Origin of the sequence: Streptomyces sp. H27-D2, from assembly GCF_035828615.1 — a bacterium.
In the GTDB taxonomy this organism is placed as follows: Bacteria; Actinomycetota; Actinomycetes; order Streptomycetales; family Streptomycetaceae; genus Streptomyces.
Genome location: NZ_JAYMZR010000111.1, coordinates 1 through 19,733, shown reverse-complemented (window position 1 = coordinate 19,733; position 19,733 = coordinate 1). Strand labels below are relative to the sequence as shown.

Genomic DNA, 19,733 nt, shown 5'->3' with positions numbered 1-19,733 from the left:
CGCTCGCGGCGGGCTCAGCCGGGGGCGGGGAGGGGGCGGTCAGGGAGGGGGCGGTCGCGGTGGGCTCGGCGGCGTCGTTGCGGGTTGCCCCGCCTGCCTCGTTCGCGGTCGCCACGCCCGTGTGGGACGCCACCCGTGCCGCGTTGGAGCCCGCCCCGGCAGCGGGCACGGATGCGGTGTCGGGCTCGGCGGGGACGGAAGCGGGTGCGGCGATGGGTGCGACAACGGGTGGGGCAACGGGTTCCGCGCGGCCCGGTTCGGCCAGGGCGCGGGATGCGCCCCTCGTACCCGCGTCGGCCACCAAGGCCGCCGGGCTCGCCGGGCTCGCCGGGCTCGCTGAGGCGGACGGCCGCAGCCCCGCCGGGGCCCTCCTGCGTGAACGTCGTACGGCACGGGCCACGGCCCTGCCCAGCGCGCCGGACTCGACATCGATGCCCATGCCCGGTCCCAGCAGCCGTCCGTCCGGCTCGGCGTGCAGGCTCCAGCAGGCGCCCGGCAGCCGGCCGCCCGCCAGGACGCGGACCCGCCCGGCGGCGGAGAGCGTCGCCAACCGGCCTGCCTGCTCCCTGGACGGCGCCCAGCACACCAGCACCGGTACGAGTGCGGGGTCGTCGGAAACCGAGACGGACGCGGTCTCCAACGTGTCGAGCAGGTCGTCGAGTTCCGGTCCGGAGAAGCGCGGGTGCACGCCTCGGGCGACCTGGACCGAAGGCGCGGCCGGCGTCCGGTCGATCTGCGCGGCGAGGGCGTGCAGCACGCCGCGCGCGGCGCGCGGGTCGCCCTCCACCGCCAGTGCCGCCGGGCCGCGCAACCAGTCCACGAGCACGACTCCCGGCAGCCGCCGGTCCACCCCGAGCACGAGCAGCAGCCGCTCACGCCCGTCGGCGGGAACCTCGCCGTCGTCGGCACGGGCCCGTTCGGCCGGAGCCGACCAGGCCCAGTCGCCCGGCTCGTCACCAGTGGGCGCGAAGGGCAGTGCGGGGCCGAGCGGATCGCGACCGGCGACCACGAGCCGGGTGCGGTCCCGGGCGGGGCTGAGATGGACCGTGGGCACGTAACAGGACTGTCCGGCCAGGCTGTCGGCCCGGTCGAGCGCGCCGTGGGCGGCGTCGGGCGCGCCCGGGTCGTCGAAGAACGCCGCGAGGGCCCGGACCCGGCGCCGGTATCGCCGGTACGCGCGGAGCGGCTCGGCGAACGCGCGGGCGGTCATCCTGCTCTCCCACACGATCCGGCGGAAGGTGCGGCGCATGCCGCCCTGGCGTCGGATCGCCCGGCTCAGCAGCCAGACGAACAGCACCAGGGCGGCCAGGAAGCCGAGCAGGATGAACCAGGAGTTCCGGTCCGGCATACCGATCGCGAGGACCGCGTGGCCGGCCGGCGGGGCGCCGCTCACGCGCACCCCTGACGGGCGTCGGCGGCGCGCCGCACGTCCCGTATCGCGTGGTGCAACCGCGACTTGACGGTGCCCGCGGGAATGCCCAGCGCGTGCGCGGTATCGGGGCCGGAGCAGCCCAGCAGGTATGTGTACACCAGAACCTCACGGTGGGGACGGGACAGTCGGGCGAGCAGTTCGACGACCTGCGTCCGTGCCAGGACGCGTTCGTGCTCGTCCGTATGGACAGCGGTCTCGGGTGGCAGCGCGGTGGGCAGAGCGGGCCGGACCCGGTCCCGGCGGCTCCAGTCGATCACCACGTTACGGGCGACGGTGAACAGCCAGGACAGGCAGGGCTCCCTGGCGGCACCCGTCTCGGACACGTCGGCGCGCTCGGCGAAGCCGGCGAGCCAGGCGCGCAGCACGGTCTCCTGGACGGCGTCCTCGGCACGCTGCGGATCGCCGGGCAGCAGGCCGAGCACGTAGCGCAGCAGCGGCGGCCGGTACGCCGTGACCAGAACGGTGAACTCGTCCTGGCGCGGCCCGGCCGAGTCGGGGGCGGAGAACTGCGCGGGGGACGCCGGTACGGTCATGTCAGCGCCGCCTAGCGGTATTTGGACCATCGGCCCGCGAGCGAGCGGGCGAGGCGAAGTACTTGGAGGTAACACTCAACACTCTAAGACACCTTGGGCACGGCTGAGACTCCCCACCTCCCCGAGCGGGCACCGGACGGCAACGCCCGCGCACCCCGGGCAGGGCTCGCCGCCGCCCCAACCCCAGGTGGTCCAGCCCCACTGACGGAAGGTCTGGACTAATGCGCCTGGGCTCGTCACGGCGTCATCACCGGCAGGTGGGGATCGCGGGGCCCTCCCCCGCGCCCGGACGGGAACACGAGCCGGGTCCGGCGCGACTGGGACAGACACCCCCGAGGCTCCGGCCGTGGCGGCGGAAGCCGACCTGCGGACGCGCCGCTACTCGCCGCCCCACTCGGCCGGCCAGGCGGGCCGGGGTCCTTCGTCGGGCAGCACCACCAGGCGCACGGCCATGTGCCGCGAGTCGGGCGGGTGGCCGCCGGGCTCGGTCGCGTACTTGCGCAGTAGCGTCTGGTATTCCTCGACGAACGCCGCGACCTGTTCCTTCGTCATCCGCAGCCCGGAGCGGTGGATCTGGTTCCAGCCCGCCGAAGCGTCATACCCGGCGTACGCGTTCACGACCAGATTCAGGTCGTGGGTCATCCGGAGTGCGCCGATCTTCACCGCGGCCTCGCGCTCGTCGTCCGCCAACGCCAGGCCCGGTGGCGTGAAGATGTCCGTCATCAGTGACTTCCACCAGCGCTCCCGGCCGGTGGACCGTTCCTCGACCTCGGCGATGAGCTTGAGTTCGGCGAGCTTGCGCAGGTGGTAGCTGGTGGTTCCGGTGCTTTCGCCGAGCACTTTGGCGACGCTGGTGGAGTTCGCTTCGCCGCGCTCTCCGAGATAGCTCAGGATGTCGCGGCGCACCGGGTTGGACAACGCCTTGTAGAAGGCCTTGAGGTCCGGGCCGGTGAGAACTCTCTGCTCGGGACGCTCGACCATGTCGCCCAGCGTACTGCAGAGACTCTCTGCGAGATTCACAGAGAATGTTTGCAGAATATCTCTGCGGTCGCTAACTTGGTCCGGGCGGACGTCAACTGACATTGGATACTTGGGGGTTGAGATGAGGAAAGATCTGACCGGAAGACCGGTGGCAGCCACAGGGTCGGGCCTGCTGGTGGCTTCCATTCGGACGGCAGTGGCGTCACGGGGGGCCGTCCATGCCTGACGCGCTGGACGCACGGATGCGAGACGAGATCGATGACCAGGTGGCGGAGGCGTTCGACGCCTACTTGGCCGACCGGCTGACCGAACCGGGGCCACTGCGCGCGTCGCTGGCAGCGGGGCGTAGCGCCGGGTTGGTGCTGCGCACGGTCGGGCTGGGCGCCCTCGCCACGGCTCTGGCGCCGACCGGGGCTGCCGTCGGCTGCTGGATCTGGGGGGGCATCGCGGTGATCGATCTGACCTGGCTGCTGACTGCTCGCCGGGGTTGACGGTCCGTGAGGACCCGTTCCCGGCGGCATCCGCCAATCCGACATGTCGAAGGTGATTGCTTTGGTGTGTCCACCACGGGTGTGAGTGGTTCCAGGGCCGCCCGTCCACTGACGCTCGGAACCCCGTCGGCCGACCGCCAAAGTCACCCTCACCCCAGAAAGCTCAGCCGAACCTGCCGATCAGCATTGTCAACGTTCGTATCCACAAGACACACCGACTGCCAAGTCCCCAACTCCAGCTCCCCGCCCACCACCGGCAGCGTCGCATGCGGCGGAACGATCGCCGGCAGCACATGATCCCGTCCGTGCCCCGGGCTGCCGTGGCGGTGGCGCCAGCGGTCGTCGGCGGGGAGTAGGTCGTGGAGTGCGGCCAGTAGGTCGTCGTCGCTGCCCGCGCCGGTTTCCAGGATGGCGATGCCGGCTGTGGCGTGCGGGACGAACACGTTGAGCAGGCCGTCGCGGCCGGGGGCCGCCTCGCGCAGGAATTCGGTGCAGAGCTCGGTCAGGTCGCGCACGGTCTCGGAGGCGCCGGTCCTGATGTCGAGCAGGCGGGTGCGGAAATCATCGCTCATGGGTCTATTTTCCCATGCTCGCGCGCCGGCCGCCCTCCATGCTCTCGGGTCGGCAGCCCATGCTCACACCGGCCGCCCGTACGCACGGCCGCAACGCCCGCGCAACAAAGGTCCGGCAGGCGAGACGGCGTTGACTCGACGTGGACGCTCTCACTACGTTCACCGCATGTCTTCGTCAGTCCGGCTCACTACGCGCGGTCACATCGACCTGCTGCGAGTAGCCTCCGCCGCGTGTCGCCGCACTCGCTGACGATCCATCACGGCCTTTCGCCGTATTTCGCTCTTCTTCCCCGTCTCGCCCCTGCCGTGCGCTGATCGCGTGTACGGCCGCTGAGGCGTACCCGCGCCTTCCGTGGAGCCCCCATGAGCATTGCCCATGCCCCACCGGGTATTTCCGCCGTATCCCCGTCGATACCGTCCGGGCTGGAGCCCGTCGTCCCCCGTTCCGCCCGTCGTCGGCCGGTCCCCCGCTGGCTGCGCCGGATCGTCGGGCCCGGTGTGCTGCTCGCGCTGTGGCAGATCCTCAGCGTGACCGGCGTGCTGCACCCTGACATCCTCGCCTCCCCCGGCACGATCGCGCGGGCCGGCGCCGATCTGATCGCCGACGGGACGCTGCCCTCGGCCATGGGCGTGTCCCTGCGGCGGGTGGCGCTCGGGCTGGTGCTCGGCGGGGTCGTCGGCATCGTGCTCGCACTGGTGTCGGGGCTCTCCCGGCTCGGTGAGGACCTGGTGGACGCGAGTGTGCAGATGCTGCGCACCGTGCCCTGGGTCGGGCTGATCCCGCTGTTCATCATCTGGCTGGGCATCGGCGAGGCCCCGAAGATCGCCCTGATCGCGCTCGGCGTCGCCTTTCACCTCTACCTCAACGTCTACGCGGGCATCCGCGGCGTCGACGAGCAGCTGATCGAGGCCGGCTCCTCGCTCGGGCTGTCCCGCTGGGGGCTGATCCGGCACGTCGTACTGCCCGGGGCGCTGCCCGGCGCGATGACCGGGCTGCGCTACTCGCTGGCGACCGCGTGGCTCGCGCTGGTCTTCGGCGAGCAGGTCAACGCGGATGACGGCATCGGGTTCCTGATGAACCAGGCGCGCGAGTTCTTCCGCACCGACGTGATCGTGGTCTGCCTGGTCGTCTACGCCTTCCTCGGCCTCACCGCCGACGTCGTCGTCCGCACTCTCGAAAGGCTGCTGCTGCAATGGCGACCGACCTTCACCGGCCAGTAGACCGCCTGGAGCCCGCCGTCCGGGGCGACGAGGGGGCCGAAGGCGCCGTCGAACCATCTGAACGAGCCGGACAGCCGGCCGACGGCGACGACGCCGTACGGGTCGCCGGGCTGACCCGCGCCTTCGGCGGCCGACCCGTGATCGACGGCCTCGATCTCACCCTGCGCAGCGGCGAGTTCACCGCGCTGCTCGGCCGCAGCGGCTGCGGCAAGAGCACGCTGCTGCGCGTCCTGGCCGGTCTCGACCGTGAGATCGAGGGAACCGTGCTGGTGCCCAAGCGCCGGGCCGTCGCCTTCCAGGCGCCGCGGCTGATGCCGTGGAAGCGGGTGTGGCGCAATGTGCTGCTCGGACTGCCCGGCCGCCCCGAACGGGCCGTCGCCGAGCGCGCGTTGTCCGAGGTCGGGCTCGGAGAGCGGTCGGGGGCCTGGCCCAAGACGCTGTCCGGCGGCGAGGCTCAGCGCGCCTCGCTCGCCCGCGCGCTGGTGCGCGAGCCCGATCTGCTGCTGCTCGACGAGCCGTTCGGCGCGCTGGACGCGCTCACCCGCATCAAGGCGCAGCAGTTGGTGTCCGAGCTGTGGCAACGGCGCGGCTGCGCGGTGCTGCTGGTGACCCATGACGTCGAGGAGGCGCTGCTGCTCGCAGACCGGGTGCTGGTGATGGAGGGCGGCCGGATCGCGTACGAGACGCGGACCGGGCTGTCCCGGCCACGCTCCGTCGGCGACCCGGAGTTCGCCGCGCTGCGGACCCGGCTGCTCAGCGAACTCGGTGTGGAGGAAACCGAATTCGGTGCGCAGTAGACCCCTTGCAGTAGGCCCCTTGCAGTGGGCCCTGAAGTGGGCCCCTTGAAGGCTCACCACTCATCACACGCCCCACCCACCATCCCGCATGACCCACCATCCCGCATGAGAGAGAAACCGTGAAACGCACCCTCCCGGCCCTACTGCTTCCCCTGTCCCTGCTGCTCGCCGCGTGCGGCGGCGCGTCCTCCGCCGATGACGCGGGCGGCGGACCGGGAGACGGTACGGACGGCTCCGGCAGCGTCACGCTCAATGTCGGCGACCAGAAGGGCGGCGCCGAGGCCGTGCTGCGGGCCGCCGGTGAGCTGGACGACCTCGACTACCGGATCAAGTGGTCGACGTTCACCTCGGGGCCGCCGCTGCTGGAGGCGGTCAACGCCAAGGCCGTGGACGTCGGGGGCGTCGGCAACACCCCGCCGGTCTTCGCGGCCGGCTCCGATTCGAAGATCGCCGTCGTGGGCGCCACGCACGGATCGGCGGCGGGCGAGGCGATCGTGGTGCCCGATGACTCGCCGCTCAAGAAGCCCGCGCAGCTCAAGGGCAAGTCGGTCGCGGTGGCCCAAGGAAGCTCGGCGCACTACCAGTTGGTCGCCTCGCTGAAGAAGGCCGGGCTGAGCGTGCGGGACGTGAAGCTGAGGTATCTGCAACCGGCCGACGCGCTGGCCGCGTTCAGCCGGGGCAAGGTCGACGCCTGGGCCGTCTGGGATCCGTACACCTCGCAGGTGCTGAGCAGCGCGAAGGCCCGGGTGCTCACCGACGGAACCGGGGTCGTCAACGGGCTGAGCTTCCAGGTGGCGGCTCCCTCGGCGCTCCGGGACAAGAAGAAGTCGGCCGCGGTCGGCGACTATCTCAAGCGGCTGCGCCGGGCGCAGGCATGGGTGTTCAAGCACCCGGAGGCATGGGCGAAGGTCTGGTCGAAGGAGACCGGGCTGCCGTACGACGTGGCACTGGACGCGGTGAAGCGCACCAACGGCAGCCGGGTGACGGTCGCCGTCGACCAGGCCGCGGTCGCCTCCGAGCAGAAGATCGCCGACACGTTCGCCGATCTGAAGCTCATTCCGCGCCGGTTCACCTTCGCCGACTACGTCGACACCCGCTTCAACGCCGGGCTGCCGCCCTCCAGCGCCGCGCCCCGCAGTTATGGAAAGGCCTCCCGATGAGCATCCACCTGCACTGGTTCCTGCCCACCGGCGGTGACGGCCGCACCCTGGTCGACCGGCACGCCTACACCGACGGCGGCATCAAGCGCTCGCGCATCACTCCGGTGAAAGGGGTGCGGGCGCCCGACATCGAGTACCTCGCCCAGATCGCCAAGGCCGCCGAACAGCTCGGCTTCGAGGGGGTGCTCACGCCGACCGGCACCTGGTGCGAGGACGCCTGGCTGACCACGGTCGCGCTGGCGCAGCACACCGAGCGGCTGAAGTTCCTGGTGGCCTTCCGGCCCGGGGTGATCTCGCCCGTGCTCGCCGCGCAGATGGCCGCGACCTACCAGCGGATCACCCGGGGGCGGCTGATGCTCAATGTGGTGACCGGCGGCGACTCGACCGAGCAGCGCCGCTTCGGCGACCATCTGGACCACGATCAGCGCTATGCGCGCACCGCGGAGTTCCTGGAGATCGTGCGGGGCACGTGGGGCGGCAAGCCGTACGACTTCGACGGGCGGCACTACCAGGTGGAGGGCGGGCTGACGGCGCTGCCGCCGGACCCGCTGCCGGAGATCTTCTTCGGTGGCTCCTCGGCCGCCGCGGGGCCGGTCGCCGCCGAGCACGCGGACGTCTATCTGACCTGGGGCGAGCCGCCGGAGCAGGTGAAACAGAAGATCGACTGGATCCGGGGGCTGGCCGAGCAGCGGGGCCGTACGGTCCGCTTCGGCATCCGGCTGCACAGCATCTCGCGGGACTCGCCGCGCGACGCGTGGGCGACCGCGGACCGGCTGCTGGACGACCTGGACCCGGAGACCGTGACCGCGGCGCAGCAGGCGTTGGGCCGCAGTGAGTCGGTGGGGCAGCAGCGGATGCTCGCGCTGCACGGCGGTGAGCGGGACAAGCTGGAGATCTCGCCGAACCTGTGGGCCGGGGTCGGGCTGGTGCGCGGCGGCGCGGGGACGGCGCTGGTCGGCAGCCATGGCCAGGTCGCGGACCGGATCGAGGAGTACCACGCGCTCGGGGTCGATCACTTCGTGCTGTCCGGGTATCCGCATCTGGAGGAGGCGTACTGGTTCGGGGAGGGCGTGATCCCCGAACTGGCGGGGCGCGGGCTGCTCGCGCCGCTTCCCGGTTCGCCGGCGGCGGGTGGGCCCGGCGCGAACGGACGGCCGGCGTCCGCGTCGGGTGGGGCACCGCTGCTGCTGGCCGGAGGGCGCTGAGACGAGGCTGGGGTAGGGCTGGGGCGGGGGCTGCGTCCGGGGGCGCGGGAAGAAGCGCACCCCGTTGGGGCCAACCGCTTCGGCCGGACCGCCGTGCGCGAGATCCGGAAGCTGCTGGGCGGCGGCGAACAACGTACGGACAGGGGCGTGAGCGTTCGCCAGAGCGCGTGATCGTGGCCGATGCGCGCTACTTCTCCAGCGTGCGCCGAGCCGTCTCCGGGAGCGCGATGTAGACGCAGCACGAGACCAGGCACAGCCCGGCGACGTACCACGGGAACAGGTCCGCGTGCCCGACCTGCTTGAACCAGGTCCCGATGTACGGCGCGGTGCCGCCGAACAGGGCGACCGTGAGCGAGTACGGAAAGCCGATTCCCGCCGCCCGCACCCGCGCCGGGAAGATCTCCGCGTTCACCGCGGCCGCCACCGAGGTGTAGCCGGTGAGCAGCACCATCCCCGCGCACTGCACCAGCAGCAGCGAGACGAAGCTGTCGGTCACCGCGTGCAGCAGCGGGACGGCGAACACCGCGAAGCCCAGGGCGAAGCCGATCAGCAGTGGTTTGCGCCCGATGCGGTCCGACAGCATCCCGCCCAGCGGCTGGAGCAGCGCGAAGAAGACCAGCGAGATGGTGCCCACGAGCAACGCGTCCTCCTTGTCGAAGCCCGCGTTGACGTGCGCGTACGTCGGCAGATAGGTGGTCCAGGTGTAGTACGCGATGGTGCCGCCGGCCGTGATGCCGCCGATGAGCAGCGACTCGCGGGGATGGCTGCGCAGCGCTTCGAAGAGCGCGGGCCGGGGGCCCGACCGCAGTGCCTCGCTGCGGGTCTCGTGCGCGCCCCGCCGGATCCAGAAGCCGACGAGGCTGATCACCGCTCCGAAGAGGAAGGGCACCCGCCATCCCCCGTCGCCCATCTGCGTGTCCGTCAACTGGCTCGCGAGCAGCGCGGATACGCCGGAGGCGATGAGCTGGCCGATGGTGGTGGAGACGTACTGAAAGCTGGAGAACAGCCCGCGCCGGCCCGGCCCGGCTGACTCGACCAGGAAGGTGGTCGAAGCGGCGAACTCCCCGCCCACCGAGAGCCCCTGGATGAGCCGCGCGACCACCAGTACCACCGGCGCGAGCAGCCCGGTCGAGGCGTAGGTGGGGGTCAGGGCGACCAACAGGCTGCCGCCGCCCATCAGCAGGATCGTCACCGTGAGCGCCGCGCGCCGTCCCTGGCGGTCGGCGACCGCGCCCATGAGCAGCCCGCCGATCGGCCGCATGAAGAAGCCCACCGCGAAGACCGCGAACGTCGACAGCAGGGGCACCAGCGAATTGTCGGCGCCCTTGGGAAATACCTGGTCGGCGAAGTAGACAGCGAGGAAGGAGTACGCGTACCAGTCGTACCATTCCGCCGCGTTGCCGACGGACGCCGCCATCAGCTGCCGCAGTGCGGACCGTGGGCGTCCTGCGGGTGCGGCGCCCGGCTCGGCCTCAAGATGTTCTGTACTCGTCATGATCTTCAACTCCCCGCGCTGCGGGCTTCCACACTCCGCTTGGCGGGCTTCCACACTCCGAGCCGGGCACGGCGATAGCGGCCGGCCGCGCCGCGCCGTACCCCTCGCCCGGCGGAGGCGCAACCTGCGATCGCTGAACCGGAACCCGCGGTCCAGGGTGACCCTGCCGTTGGTACGCACGGCGTGTGTACGAAACGGAGGGATCTGGTTGGACCGGCGGCCGGCCAGCAGTCTTCTGTCAGCGGCGGAGCGCGTAACGGACGCGGAACCCGCCGGACGCACAGGAAGGCTTCACCCATGGCCGCTCGTGGACGACGTTCCGCCACCGCACTGCTCGCACTGACCGCCGTGGCCACGGGTGCCGGTCCGGCCCCGGCGCAGCCGCAGGGACGACCGGACGCGGTCACGGGCCCGTCGGCGCAGGACCGCAGCGGGCGCGCCGCGACGGCCTGGAGCGAGGGGTGGTCGGTCCCGGTGCAGCGGCCCAGCACCGGTTTCCACGAGAACTGGGCCGAAACGGGCTTCGACCGGCAGACCGTACGCCAGGTCGTCCGGGTGACGGACAGCGGTACGGCGGCCCGCATCCGGCTCTCCAACCGCTACGGCGACGCGCCGCTCAAACTCGCGGGCGCGACCATCGCCCGGCGCGGCGAGGGCGCGGCCGTCCGCTCCGGCTCGCTGCGCCATCTCGCCTTCGGGCGGGGCCGGTCCGCGGTGATCCCGGCGGGCGGCGAGCTGGTCAGTGACGCGGCGACGCTCCGGGTCACGGCGCTGGAGTCGCTCACGGTGACGCTGTACTTCGCCGGCCCGACCGGCCCCGCCACCTTCCACGCCCAGGGTTTCGCGACGACCTACCGGGCGGCCCGCGACCACCGCGCCGGCGAGGGCAGCGAGGCGGTCGGGGACGAGACCGAGTCCTGGTACTACCTGTCGGGGGTCGAGGTGTCCGGCGGTACGGGGCGGCCGGGCAGGCCGCGCCGTGGGGCGGTCGTGGCGTTCGGCGACTCGATCACCGACGGGTTCGGCTCCAGCAAGGACGCGGACAAGCGCTACCCGGACGCGCTCGCCGACCGGCTCGCCGCGCGGGGCGCACCCCGCCCCGTACTGAACGCGGGGATCGGCGGAAACCTGATGCTCAACGACTCGCGGTGGTTCGGAGAGCACGCCTCGGCCCGGTTCCAGCGGGACGTGCTGGACCGGCCGGGAGTCGGCTCGGTGATCGTGCTGGCGGGGCTCAACGACATCGGCTTCAGCGAGGTGGACCTCCCGGCCTACCAGCCGAATCCGCAGGTCTCGGTCGCGGAGCTGATCGCCGGATACCGCGAACTCATCGAGCGCGCCCACGCCGAGGGGATCAAGGCGACCGGGGCGACGCTGCTGCCCTTCAAGGGCTCCGAGTACCACACGCCCCGCTCCGAGGCGAAGCGCACCGCGCTCAACGAGTGGATCCGGACCTCGGGCGCGTACGACTCGGTGGTCGACTTCGCGCAGGTGCTGGCCGCGCCGTCGGACGCCGATCTGCTGGCTCCCCGCTACGACAGCGGCGACCACAAGCACCCCAATGACGCGGGCTATCGCGCCATGGCCGAGGCCGTCGACCTCAGCAGCCTGTGACGGCTTCGGCCGGGGCCGGCCACGGTCTCAACGCGTCTGGTCGGCGGCCCCGTTGGCTCCGCCGGCCCCGCTGGCCCCGCTGATTCAACGCGCTGGGTCGGCGGTCCCGTCAGCCCCGTCCAGCAGCTCTACAACCCGGAACCGCTCGGCGACGACCTCGGTGTCGTCCCCGACGGCGAACTCCGGGTCGTCGAGCGCTTCGCGCATCTGCGGGCTGTGCCAGAAATACTCATGGCCCGCGCGCCACTGGGCCACGGATTCGTAGCCTTCGCCCTCGTCGACCGCGTGCGCCAAGTCGATCTCCGCGAGCGGTACCACCCGTACGTCCGTGACCTCGACGATCGCGACAGGGCGGAGGGCGGAGTCGATGACCACCGATCGCGAACCGACGAGGGGCAGTTCGTCGCCGCAGTGCTCGTAGTCCACGACCAGCCCGCTCGTCGAGATTTTGGCCCCGGACAGGACGGCGGCGACGAGCTGGTCGCGCAGCGGGCCGGGGAAGGCGAGTTCGAACTTGGGGAGACCGTCATGGCTCGGCATGCGGGCCAGCCTAGGAGGGCGCGGCGGGGAAATGCAGGCCTTTTACGGACAGCAGGTCCGGTGGCCGGGGGCGGGGCTGGTACCTGGGGCAGGGGCCCGAGTCGATGTCCGGGTCGGGGTCGGGCACGGGTCGGTGTCCGGGTCGGCGTCCTGGCCAGTGTCCGGGCCACAGCCCGACTCGTCAGGACCGGTCAGCCCCGCTTCCCCTCGCCCCGGCCGACGCGCAGCGCCCAACACCCGGCGCCCAGCACCCGGCGCCGGCGCCCGGCGCCCGGCACTACTTGGAGCGGCACCCGGGCACACGCGTGCCCGTGGGCACCCTCCTCAGACGACCGGTGCGAGGTGCGCGTCGCGCCGTACCAGCGCCGCATAGCGGCCGTCCGTGGCGATCAACTCCTCGTGTGTGCCGCGCTCGGCGATGCGGCCGGCGTCGAGGACGACGATCTGGTCGGCGTCCCGGACCGTGGAGAGCCGGTGGGCGATGGTGATGGTGGTCCGGCCGGCCGAGAGCGCCTCGATGGCCTGCTGCACGGCGTGTTCAGTCCGGGTGTCAAGGGCGCTGGTGGCCTCGTCGAGGATCAGCACGGGCGGGTCGCGCAGGATCGTGCGGGCGATCGCGAGGCGCTGTTTCTCACCGCCGGAGAAGCGGTAGCCGCGTTCGCCGACGAGCGTGTCGTAGCCGTTCGGGAGCCCGGCGATGTGGTCGTGGATCTGGGCCGCCTTGGCCGCCGCCGCTATCTCGTCGTCCGTGGCGTCCGGCTTCGCGAAGCGCAGATTGTCGGCGACGGAGGCGTGGAAGAGATACGTCTCCTGGGAGACGACGCCGACCGAGCGGGCCAGCGTGTCGAAGTCGAGATCGCGGACGTCGACGCCGTCCAGCAGCACCCGGCCGCCCGTCACGTCGTACAGCCGGGGCACCAGATAGCTGAGCGTGCTCTTGCCGGAGCCGGTGGGGCCGACGACGGCGAGGCTGCCGCCCGCCGGGATCGCGAGGTCGATGTCGTCGAGAGTGCCCTCGGGGGCCTCGGTGTCGTACGAGAAGGAGACGTGCTCGAAGCGGACCGCTCCCCCGGCCTTCGCGAGCCGCTTCGGCCGCGCGGGCTCGGTGATGTCCACGGGCAGGTCGAGGTATTCGAAGATGCGCTGGAAGAGCGCCAGCGAGGTCTGCATCTGGACGCCGGTGGACAGCAGCGAGACGGTCGGGCGCAGCAGCCCCTGCTGGAGTGACACGAAGGCGACGAGGGTGCCGATGGAGAAGGCGGGGCCGCCGAACTGGAGGACCATGCCGGCCGCCCAGTAGATGAGGGCGGGCATCGCGGCCATGATGATGCCGATGGTGGACATCCGCCAGCGGCCTGCCATGTTGGAGCGGATCTCCAGGCCGACAAGGCGCTCGGATTCGTCCGCGAAGCCTCTGGTGAGCGAGTCGGCGCGGCCCATCGTGCGGCCGAGCAGGATGCCGCTGACCGACAGCGACTCGGTGACCATCGCCGACATGGAGGCCATCTGCTTCTGCCGCTGCGTGGTGATCTTCTTGCGCTCGCGGCCGACCCGGCGGCTGATCCAGACGAACAGCGGCAGCAGGAGCAGCGAGACGAGGGTGAGCCGCCAGTCGAGGGCGAGCATGGCGACGATGGTCGCGACCACGCTGGTGAGGTTGGAGACGAGCGAGGTGGCCGTCGAGGTGACCGTCGCCTGCATGCCGCCGATGTCGTTGGCGATGCGGGACTGGACCTCGCCGGTGCGGGTGCGGGTGAAGAAGGCCAGCGGCATGCGCTGGAGCTTGGCGTAGACGGCGGTGCGCAGGTCGTGCATGACGCGCTGGCCGACGGTGGTGGAGATCAGGGTCTGCAGGACGCCGAAGACGCTGGTGATCACGGCGGTGGCGATCATGCCGAGCGCGAGCAGGCTGAGCAGCCCGGTACGCCGGTCGGGGACGGCTACGTCCAGGATCTCCCGGAGCAGGAACGGCGTGGCCACCGACACCAGCGAGGAGGCGGCGACCAGCAGCCCCACGACCGCGAGGCGGCCCCGGTAGGGGCGGAACAGCCGGAGGATGCGCCGGACCTCGGCGGGCTCCTCGGAGGCGGAAGGGCGGCGCTCGGGGCCGCCGGTTCCCCGGTTGCCCTTGCCTCCCCTGGTGTCTTCGGCGCCCGCTGGGCGCTCGCGGTCCTCGGGTGGCGCGGACCGGCTGGGTTCTTCGCGGTGCATGGGCTCCTTCTGGAAGCACGGGGCAGTGGTGATTCGCAGAGCATAGCTCATTGTTACCTATACTCACAATGAGCCTGGTCCTGATAGCCTCAGGGCATGGTCACCCCCGACGCAGCCCCCCGCGACGCAGCCAGCGGCTGCGCGTCCCGCTCCCCCACCGGCGACAGCGCCGACGCCGCGGACGCCCAGCTCGCCGAGCAGCTGCTGCGGCTGCACCGCCGAATGCACCGCGCGCAGAAGCGCCATCTGGAGCCGCTGACCTACACCCCGGCGCAGTCCCGGCTGCTGCGCACCGTCGCGCACTACGACCAGCCGCCGCGGATGGCCGATCTCGCCGCCCGGCTGGAGGTCGTCCCGCGCGCTGTGACGTCCCTGGTCGACGCGCTGGAGGCGAACGGCGCGGTCCGCCGCGTCCCGGACCCGACCAACCGCCGGGTGATACGCATCGAGCTGACCGACGAGGGCCGGTCGGCGCTGCGCGCGCTGCGCGGCGCGCGACGGGCGGCAGCCGAGGACATCCTGGCCCCGCTGACCGCCGAGCAGCGCGAGGTGCTGGGCGGCCTGCTGGCCACCCTGATGGGCGGCCAGGACCACCGCTGCTGAGCGCCGGCGCTCGGTACCGATGCCGATGCCGTAGCGCAAGCGCCACAGCGCGGAGGCCGTAGCGCGGAGGCCGCAGCCCTGACGCCCCAGCGCCGCCCGGAGAGCATCGAGCAAATCGAGCAGCAGAATCGCCGCGCCGCCGAGGCACCCCCGGGGCCGCACCGGGGGACACTGCCGACGGGAGTTGACAAGGAGCCGCCGAGGAGAGACGAGGAACGCGCGATGCCGCTGCTGGAGCCGAATCCGGAAGCCCTCCGTCCGCACAGCACCGACGGGCCCTCCCACGACCGGGTGCCGGACGAACGGGCCGCGGGCACTGAGCAGCCGCTCCGCGGCGACCTGGAGCGGCTGCTCGGCCCGGAGAAGGTGCTGCACAAGCTCTCCGACCTGGTGCGCTACGCCTCCGACGCCAGTCCGTACCGTTTCGTGCCGCAGGTCGTCGTGGTGGCCGAGGACCTGGACGACATCTCCGCGGTGCTCTCCTACGCCCACGACAAGGGCCGCCAGGTCGTCTTCCGGGCCGCGGGCACCTCGCTCAACGGACAGGCGCAGGGCGAGGACATCCTGGTCGACGTGCGCCGCCACTGGGCGGGCGTCGAGGTGCTGGGCGACGGCGAGCGGGCCCGCATCCGCCCCGGCACGACAGTCATGCGGGCCAACATCACCCTCGCGCGGCACGGCCGTGTCCTGGGCCCCGACCCGGCCAGCGCCATCGCCTGCACGCTCGGCGGGGTCGTCGCCAACAACGCCTCCGGCATGACGGCGGGCATCACCCGCAACTCGTACCGCACCCTCGCCTCGCTCACCCTCGTACTGCCGTCCGGGACCGTCGTGGACACCGCCGGCGCACAGGCCGACGCCGAGCTGGCCGCAGCCGAACCGGCTTTGTGCGAAGGGCTGTTGGCGCTCAAGGCGGAGATCGAGGCGGACACCGCGCTGAGCGCCCGCATCCGCGCCAAGTACGAGATCAAGAACACCAACGGCTACCGCCTCGACGCCTTCCTGGACGGTGCGACGCCGGTCGAGATCCTGCGCGGGCTGATGGTCGGCTCCGAGGGCACGCTGGGCTTCATCGCCGAGGTCGTCTTCGACACCCTGCCGCTGCACCGCCACACGTCGAGCGCACTCCTCTGTTTCCCCAGCCTCGCCGCCGCGGCGGCCGCCGTGCCGAAGTTCAACGAGGCGGGCGCGCTGTCCGTGGAGCTGATGGACGGCAACACGCTGCGCGCCTCGGTCAGCGTCGAGGGGGTGCCCGCCGACTGGGCCGGACTGCCGAAGGCGACCACCGCGCTGCTGGTCGAGTTCCGAGCCCCGGACGAGGCGGCGCTGCGGGGTTGCGAAGCCGCCGCCGCCCGCGCCATGAAGGGGCTCGATCTCGTCGCCCCGGCCGCCTCGGTCAGCAACGGGTTCACCCGCGAGGCCAAGGCCATCGCGGGCTACTGGAAAGCCCGTAAGGCCTTCGTGACGGCGGTCGGCGGCTCGCGGCCCGCCGGCACCACACTGATCACCGAGGACTTCGCGGTACCGCCCTCCCGGCTCGCCGAAGCCTGCGAGGCGCTGCTCGAACTCCAGGGCAGGCACGGCTTCGACGCGGCCGTGGCCGGCCACGCCGCGCACGGCAATCTGCACTTCCTGCTCGCCTTCGACGCCGCCGAGCCCGCCGACGTCGACCGCTACGCCGCCTTCATGGCCGAGTTCTGCGCGCTGACCGTCGAGCGCTTCGACGGCTCGCTCAAGGCCGAACACGCGACGGGCCGCAACATCGCGCCGTTCCTGGAGCTGGAGTGGGGCCCGCGCGCCACCGAGCTGATGTGGCGCGTCAAGCGGCTGCTGGACCCGCACGGCGTCCTCGCCCCGCGCGTCATCCTCGACCGCGATCCCAAGGCTCATCTGCGCGGCCTCAAGACCATCCCGAAGGTGGAGGAGATCGGCGATCCGTGCATCGAGTGCGGCTTCTGCGAACCGACCTGCCCCAGCGGCGACCTGACCACGACGCCGCGCCAACGGATCGTGCTGCGCCGGGAGATGATGCGCCAGCATCCCGGATCTCCAGTCACCACAAGCCTGTTGGACGCGTACGGCTATGACGCCGTGGACACCTGCGCGGGCGATTCGACCTGCAAGCTGGCCTGTCCGGTCGGCATCGACACCGGCGTGCTGATGAAGGAGTTCCGGCACCAACGGCATTCGCCGCGCGAGGAGCGGACCGCCGCGCGGATGGCCAAGAACTTCAGGGTGGTCGAGAAGTCGGCGCGACTGGCCGTGTCGGCCGCCGACCGGATCAGCGACAAGCTGCTGGAGGCGGTGACCGGCGCGGCCCGTAAAGCGGTGCGCCCCGACCTGGTGCCCGCATGGCTGCCCGAGATCCCCGGTCCGGCGGCCCGCAGGCTGCCGCCGACCGACCGGGTCGGCGCCGCCGCCGTCTACTACCCGGCGTGCGTCAACCGGATCTTCGGCGAGCCCGCCGGGCATAGAGGCCCGACGCTGCCGGAGGCCGTCGTCGCTCTCTCCCGGCGGGCCGGAAAGCCGGTGTGGATCCCCGGGGACGTCGCGGGGACCTGCTGCGCGACCATCTGGCACTCCAAGGGGTACGACGACGGCAACGCCGTGATGGCCAACCGGATCGTCGAGGCGGCCTGGCGCTGGACGGGCGGCGGCAGGCTGCCGCTGGTGGTGGACGCCAGCTCCTGCACGCTGGGCATCGCCCATGAGGTGGTGCCGTATCTGACGCACGACAACCGGCAGTCGCACGCCGAGCTGACCGTCCTCGACTCCATCGTCTGGGCGTCCGACGAGCTGCTGCCGCGGCTGACCGTCGAGCGGACGATCGGCTCCGCCGTGCTGCACCCGACCTGCTCCATGCAGCACCTCGGCGACGTCGACCGGCTGGAACGGCTCGCCGCCGCCTGCGCGGACGAGGTCGTGGTGCCGGACGACGCGGGCTGCTGCGCCTTCGCGGGCGACCGCGGCATGCTGCACGAGGAGTTGACCCGTTCGGCGACCGAACGGGAGGCGGCCGAGGTGCTCGCGCGCGGATTCGACGCGCATCTGTCGGCGAACCGGATGTGCGAGGTCGGCATGGACCATGCGACGGGGCGTGGCTACTACTCCGTGCTGCTGGAGTTGGAACGCGCGACACGGCCGCACGCGGGGGCGCGTTCCCGGGCGGACGGCCGCGGCTGACCCCCTCAACCCCCGGCGTCCTGAGGGCTCCAGGAAAACGCCGGTCCACATCACCGGCGGCATGGCCGCCGCGCTCGCGACGGGCCGCGCGAGAAGAGTCCATCAGCTCATGCGAAGAGTCCAAGTGACACCCTTGCGCATCATGAGCCACAACCGCCAGGGTCCTGACCGAGGTTCACGCACCAGCCGCGGCACGTCAGCTCTCCTGGAGGCCCGATGAACGAGGCAACACCACAGGACCACGACCAGCACGACGAGAACTCCGAGGTCAGCCGTCGCTCCGTGCTCCGGACGGCGGGGGCCGCGGGCGCGGGGCTCAGTCTGGGGCTCGGCGCGCTGGGGGCGGGCGACGCGGCAGCCGCCACGCCGGCCTCGGCGGCGCAGCCGGCCGCCGAGGCGGTGGACGCCACGCCACGCCGCCAGGGCGCGTCCATGATCGGGGTGCCGTTCGAGCGGCGCAGCACCATACGGGTCGGGCTCATCGGCCTCGGCCAGCGCGGCGGCAGCATGATCGACCTGTTCCTGGCGATACCCGGCGTGCGGGTCGTCGCCCTGTGCGACCCGGTCAAGGACAAGACCGCGCGGGCCGCGGCCAAGGTCACCGCCGCGGGCCAGCCCGCCCCGGCCGTCTACACCAACGGCGAGCACGACTACGAGAAGCTCTGCAAGCGCGGGGACATCGACTTCGTCTACGTCGCCACGCCCTGGGACTTCCATTTCGAGATGGCCAAAACCGCCATGCTCAACGGCAAGCACGTCGGCGTGGAGTGTCCGATCGCGCTGGAGCTGGGCCAGCTGTGGGAGCTGGTCGACCTCTCGGAGCGCACCCGGCGGCACTGCATGCAGCTGGAGAACTGCGCCTACGGCAAGAACGAGATGCGGGTGCTGCGGATGGCGCACGCCGGCCTCTTCGGCGATCTGCTGCACGGCGCCGGCGCGTACATCCATGACCTGCGCGGGCTGATGTTCGACCCGGAGTACTACGAGGGCCCGTGGCGGCGGCTGTGGCACACCCGGCTGCGCGGCGACCTCTACCCCAACCACGGCTTCGGGCCGGTCGCCAACTACATGGACGTCAACCGCGGCGACCGCGCGGTGCGCATCACGACGGTCGGCTCCCCCACCCTCGGCCTCGCCGCCTACCGCGAGGAGCACATGCCGGCGGGCGATCCGAGCTGGAAGGAGTCGTATATCGAGAGCGATATGTCGATCAGTCTGGTGCAGACCGCGAAGGGCCGGGTGATCCGGCTGGAGCACGGCGTCTCGAACCCGCACCCGTACAGCAGGCTCAACATCCTCGCCGGGACCAAGGGCGTGTTCGAGGACTATCCGGAGCGGATCTATCTCGAACCGGAGATGACCGACGACAACTGGGGCGACTTCGCGAAGTACGCCGAGTACGACCACTGGCTCTGGAAGGAGCACGCGAACCCGCCGGGCGGCCACGGCGGCATGGACTACATCATGATCTTCCGGCTGATGCAGACCATGCAGCTCGGGCTGGTCCCGGACTTCGACGTGTACGACGCCGCGACCTGGACCGCGCCGGTGCCGTTGAGCCACGCCTCGATCAAGGCGAAGGGCGCGCCGCAGGAGATCCCCGACTTCACCCGCGGCGGCTGGAAGAAGGCCCGCCCCGGCGTGGACTCGGAGAAGCCCAAGGTCTGATCGGTACGTGGAGTACGGGGCGCCGGC

At 71.7% G+C, this 19,733-nt stretch carries 16 protein-coding genes; 9 read left to right on the top strand and 7 right to left on the bottom strand.

All coding sequences use genetic code 11. From position 1 onward, the window contains the following. From QMK28_RS29465 to QMK28_RS29455, 3 genes are all read right to left on the bottom strand, one after another. Window positions 1–1,393: hypothetical protein (locus QMK28_RS29465; protein WP_326442728.1), on the bottom strand; the 1,393-nt coding region annotated here is incomplete at its 3' end. Then, the gene (locus tag QMK28_RS29460) at window positions 1,390–1,965 is read right to left on the bottom strand and encodes a sigma-70 family RNA polymerase sigma factor (RefSeq protein WP_326442727.1); all 576 of its coding nucleotides are present in this window, start codon (window positions 1,963–1,965) and stop codon (window positions 1,390–1,392) included. The genes QMK28_RS29460 and QMK28_RS29465, both read right to left, overlap by 4 nt. A gap of 378 nt (window positions 1,966–2,343) precedes the next feature. Beyond that, window positions 2,344–2,946, bottom strand: coding sequence for an ArsR/SmtB family transcription factor (locus tag QMK28_RS29455; RefSeq protein ID WP_326442726.1), 603 nt, complete (start codon window positions 2,944–2,946; stop codon window positions 2,344–2,346). 218 nt (window positions 2,947–3,164) lie between these two features. On the opposite strand from QMK28_RS29455, the gene QMK28_RS29450 reads away from it, so the two are divergent. Further along, window positions 3,165–3,437 carry a hypothetical protein gene (locus QMK28_RS29450; RefSeq protein ID WP_326442725.1) on the top strand — a complete coding sequence of 91 codons (273 nt, stop codon included), beginning with the start codon at window positions 3,165–3,167 and terminating at the stop codon, window positions 3,435–3,437. Between the two features lie 149 nt (window positions 3,438–3,586). On the opposite strand, the gene QMK28_RS29445 is transcribed toward QMK28_RS29450, so the two are convergent. Beyond that, window positions 3,587–4,009: a YjbQ family protein gene (locus QMK28_RS29445; protein WP_326442724.1), complete on the bottom strand. Its 423-nt coding sequence runs from the start codon at window positions 4,007–4,009 to the stop codon at window positions 3,587–3,589. 363 nt (window positions 4,010–4,372) lie between these two features. Between QMK28_RS29445 and QMK28_RS29440 the strand changes: the two genes are divergently transcribed. The 4 genes from QMK28_RS29440 (at window position 4,373) to QMK28_RS29425 (ending at window position 8,392) form a co-directional block, all read left to right on the top strand. Continuing rightward, window positions 4,373–5,230, top strand: a complete 858-nt coding sequence (locus tag QMK28_RS29440; protein WP_326442723.1) for an ABC transporter permease — start codon at window positions 4,373–4,375, stop codon at window positions 5,228–5,230. Next, complete coding sequence (locus QMK28_RS29435; protein ID WP_326442722.1) at window positions 5,203–6,027, top strand: ABC transporter ATP-binding protein; 825 nt, start codon at window positions 5,203–5,205, stop codon at window positions 6,025–6,027. Before QMK28_RS29440 ends, QMK28_RS29435 begins: the two co-directional genes overlap by 28 nt. A gap of 119 nt (window positions 6,028–6,146) precedes the next feature. Next, a complete protein-coding gene (locus tag QMK28_RS29430; RefSeq protein WP_326442721.1) occupies window positions 6,147–7,187 on the top strand; it encodes an ABC transporter substrate-binding protein in 1,041 nt (346 codons plus the stop codon). Further along, the gene (locus QMK28_RS29425) at window positions 7,184–8,392 is read left to right on the top strand and encodes an LLM class flavin-dependent oxidoreductase (protein ID WP_326442720.1); all 1,209 of its coding nucleotides are present in this window, start codon (window positions 7,184–7,186) and stop codon (window positions 8,390–8,392) included. Before QMK28_RS29430 ends, QMK28_RS29425 begins: the two co-directional genes overlap by 4 nt. Before the next feature lie 187 nt (window positions 8,393–8,579). On the opposite strand, the gene QMK28_RS29420 is transcribed toward QMK28_RS29425, so the two are convergent. After that, window positions 8,580–9,887: an MFS transporter gene (locus tag QMK28_RS29420; RefSeq protein WP_326442719.1), complete on the bottom strand. Its 1,308-nt coding sequence runs from the start codon at window positions 9,885–9,887 to the stop codon at window positions 8,580–8,582. A 297-nt stretch (window positions 9,888–10,184) separates the two neighbouring features. On the opposite strand from QMK28_RS29420, the gene QMK28_RS29415 reads away from it, so the two are divergent. Beyond that, window positions 10,185–11,501, top strand: a complete 1,317-nt coding sequence (locus QMK28_RS29415; protein ID WP_326442718.1) for an SGNH/GDSL hydrolase family protein — start codon at window positions 10,185–10,187, stop codon at window positions 11,499–11,501. 84 nt (window positions 11,502–11,585) lie between these two features. On the opposite strand, the gene QMK28_RS29410 is transcribed toward QMK28_RS29415, so the two are convergent. After that, window positions 11,586–12,041 (bottom strand): ASCH domain-containing protein, encoded by a 456-nt coding sequence (locus QMK28_RS29410; protein WP_326442717.1) that lies wholly within the window; start codon window positions 12,039–12,041, stop codon window positions 11,586–11,588. Window positions 12,042–12,365: 324 nt separating this feature from the next. Then, window positions 12,366–14,252, bottom strand: coding sequence for an ABC transporter ATP-binding protein (locus tag QMK28_RS29405; protein ID WP_326442716.1), 1,887 nt, complete (start codon window positions 14,250–14,252; stop codon window positions 12,366–12,368). Window positions 14,253–14,474: 222 nt separating this feature from the next. Here QMK28_RS29405 and QMK28_RS29400 point away from each other — a divergent pair, with 222 nt between their 5' ends. The 3 genes from QMK28_RS29400 (at window position 14,475) to QMK28_RS29390 (ending at window position 19,706) form a co-directional block, all read left to right on the top strand. Then, window positions 14,475–14,855 (top strand): MarR family winged helix-turn-helix transcriptional regulator, encoded by a 381-nt coding sequence (locus QMK28_RS29400; RefSeq protein ID WP_326442729.1) that lies wholly within the window; start codon window positions 14,475–14,477, stop codon window positions 14,853–14,855. A 222-nt stretch (window positions 14,856–15,077) separates the two neighbouring features. Continuing rightward, window positions 15,078–18,038 (top strand): FAD-binding and (Fe-S)-binding domain-containing protein, encoded by a 2,961-nt coding sequence (locus tag QMK28_RS29395; RefSeq protein WP_326442715.1) that lies wholly within the window; start codon window positions 15,078–15,080, stop codon window positions 18,036–18,038. Between the two features lie 216 nt (window positions 18,039–18,254). After that, the gene (locus QMK28_RS29390) at window positions 18,255–19,706 is read left to right on the top strand and encodes a Gfo/Idh/MocA family protein (RefSeq protein ID WP_326442714.1); all 1,452 of its coding nucleotides are present in this window, start codon (window positions 18,255–18,257) and stop codon (window positions 19,704–19,706) included. Window positions 19,707–19,733: the final 27 nt, after the last annotated feature.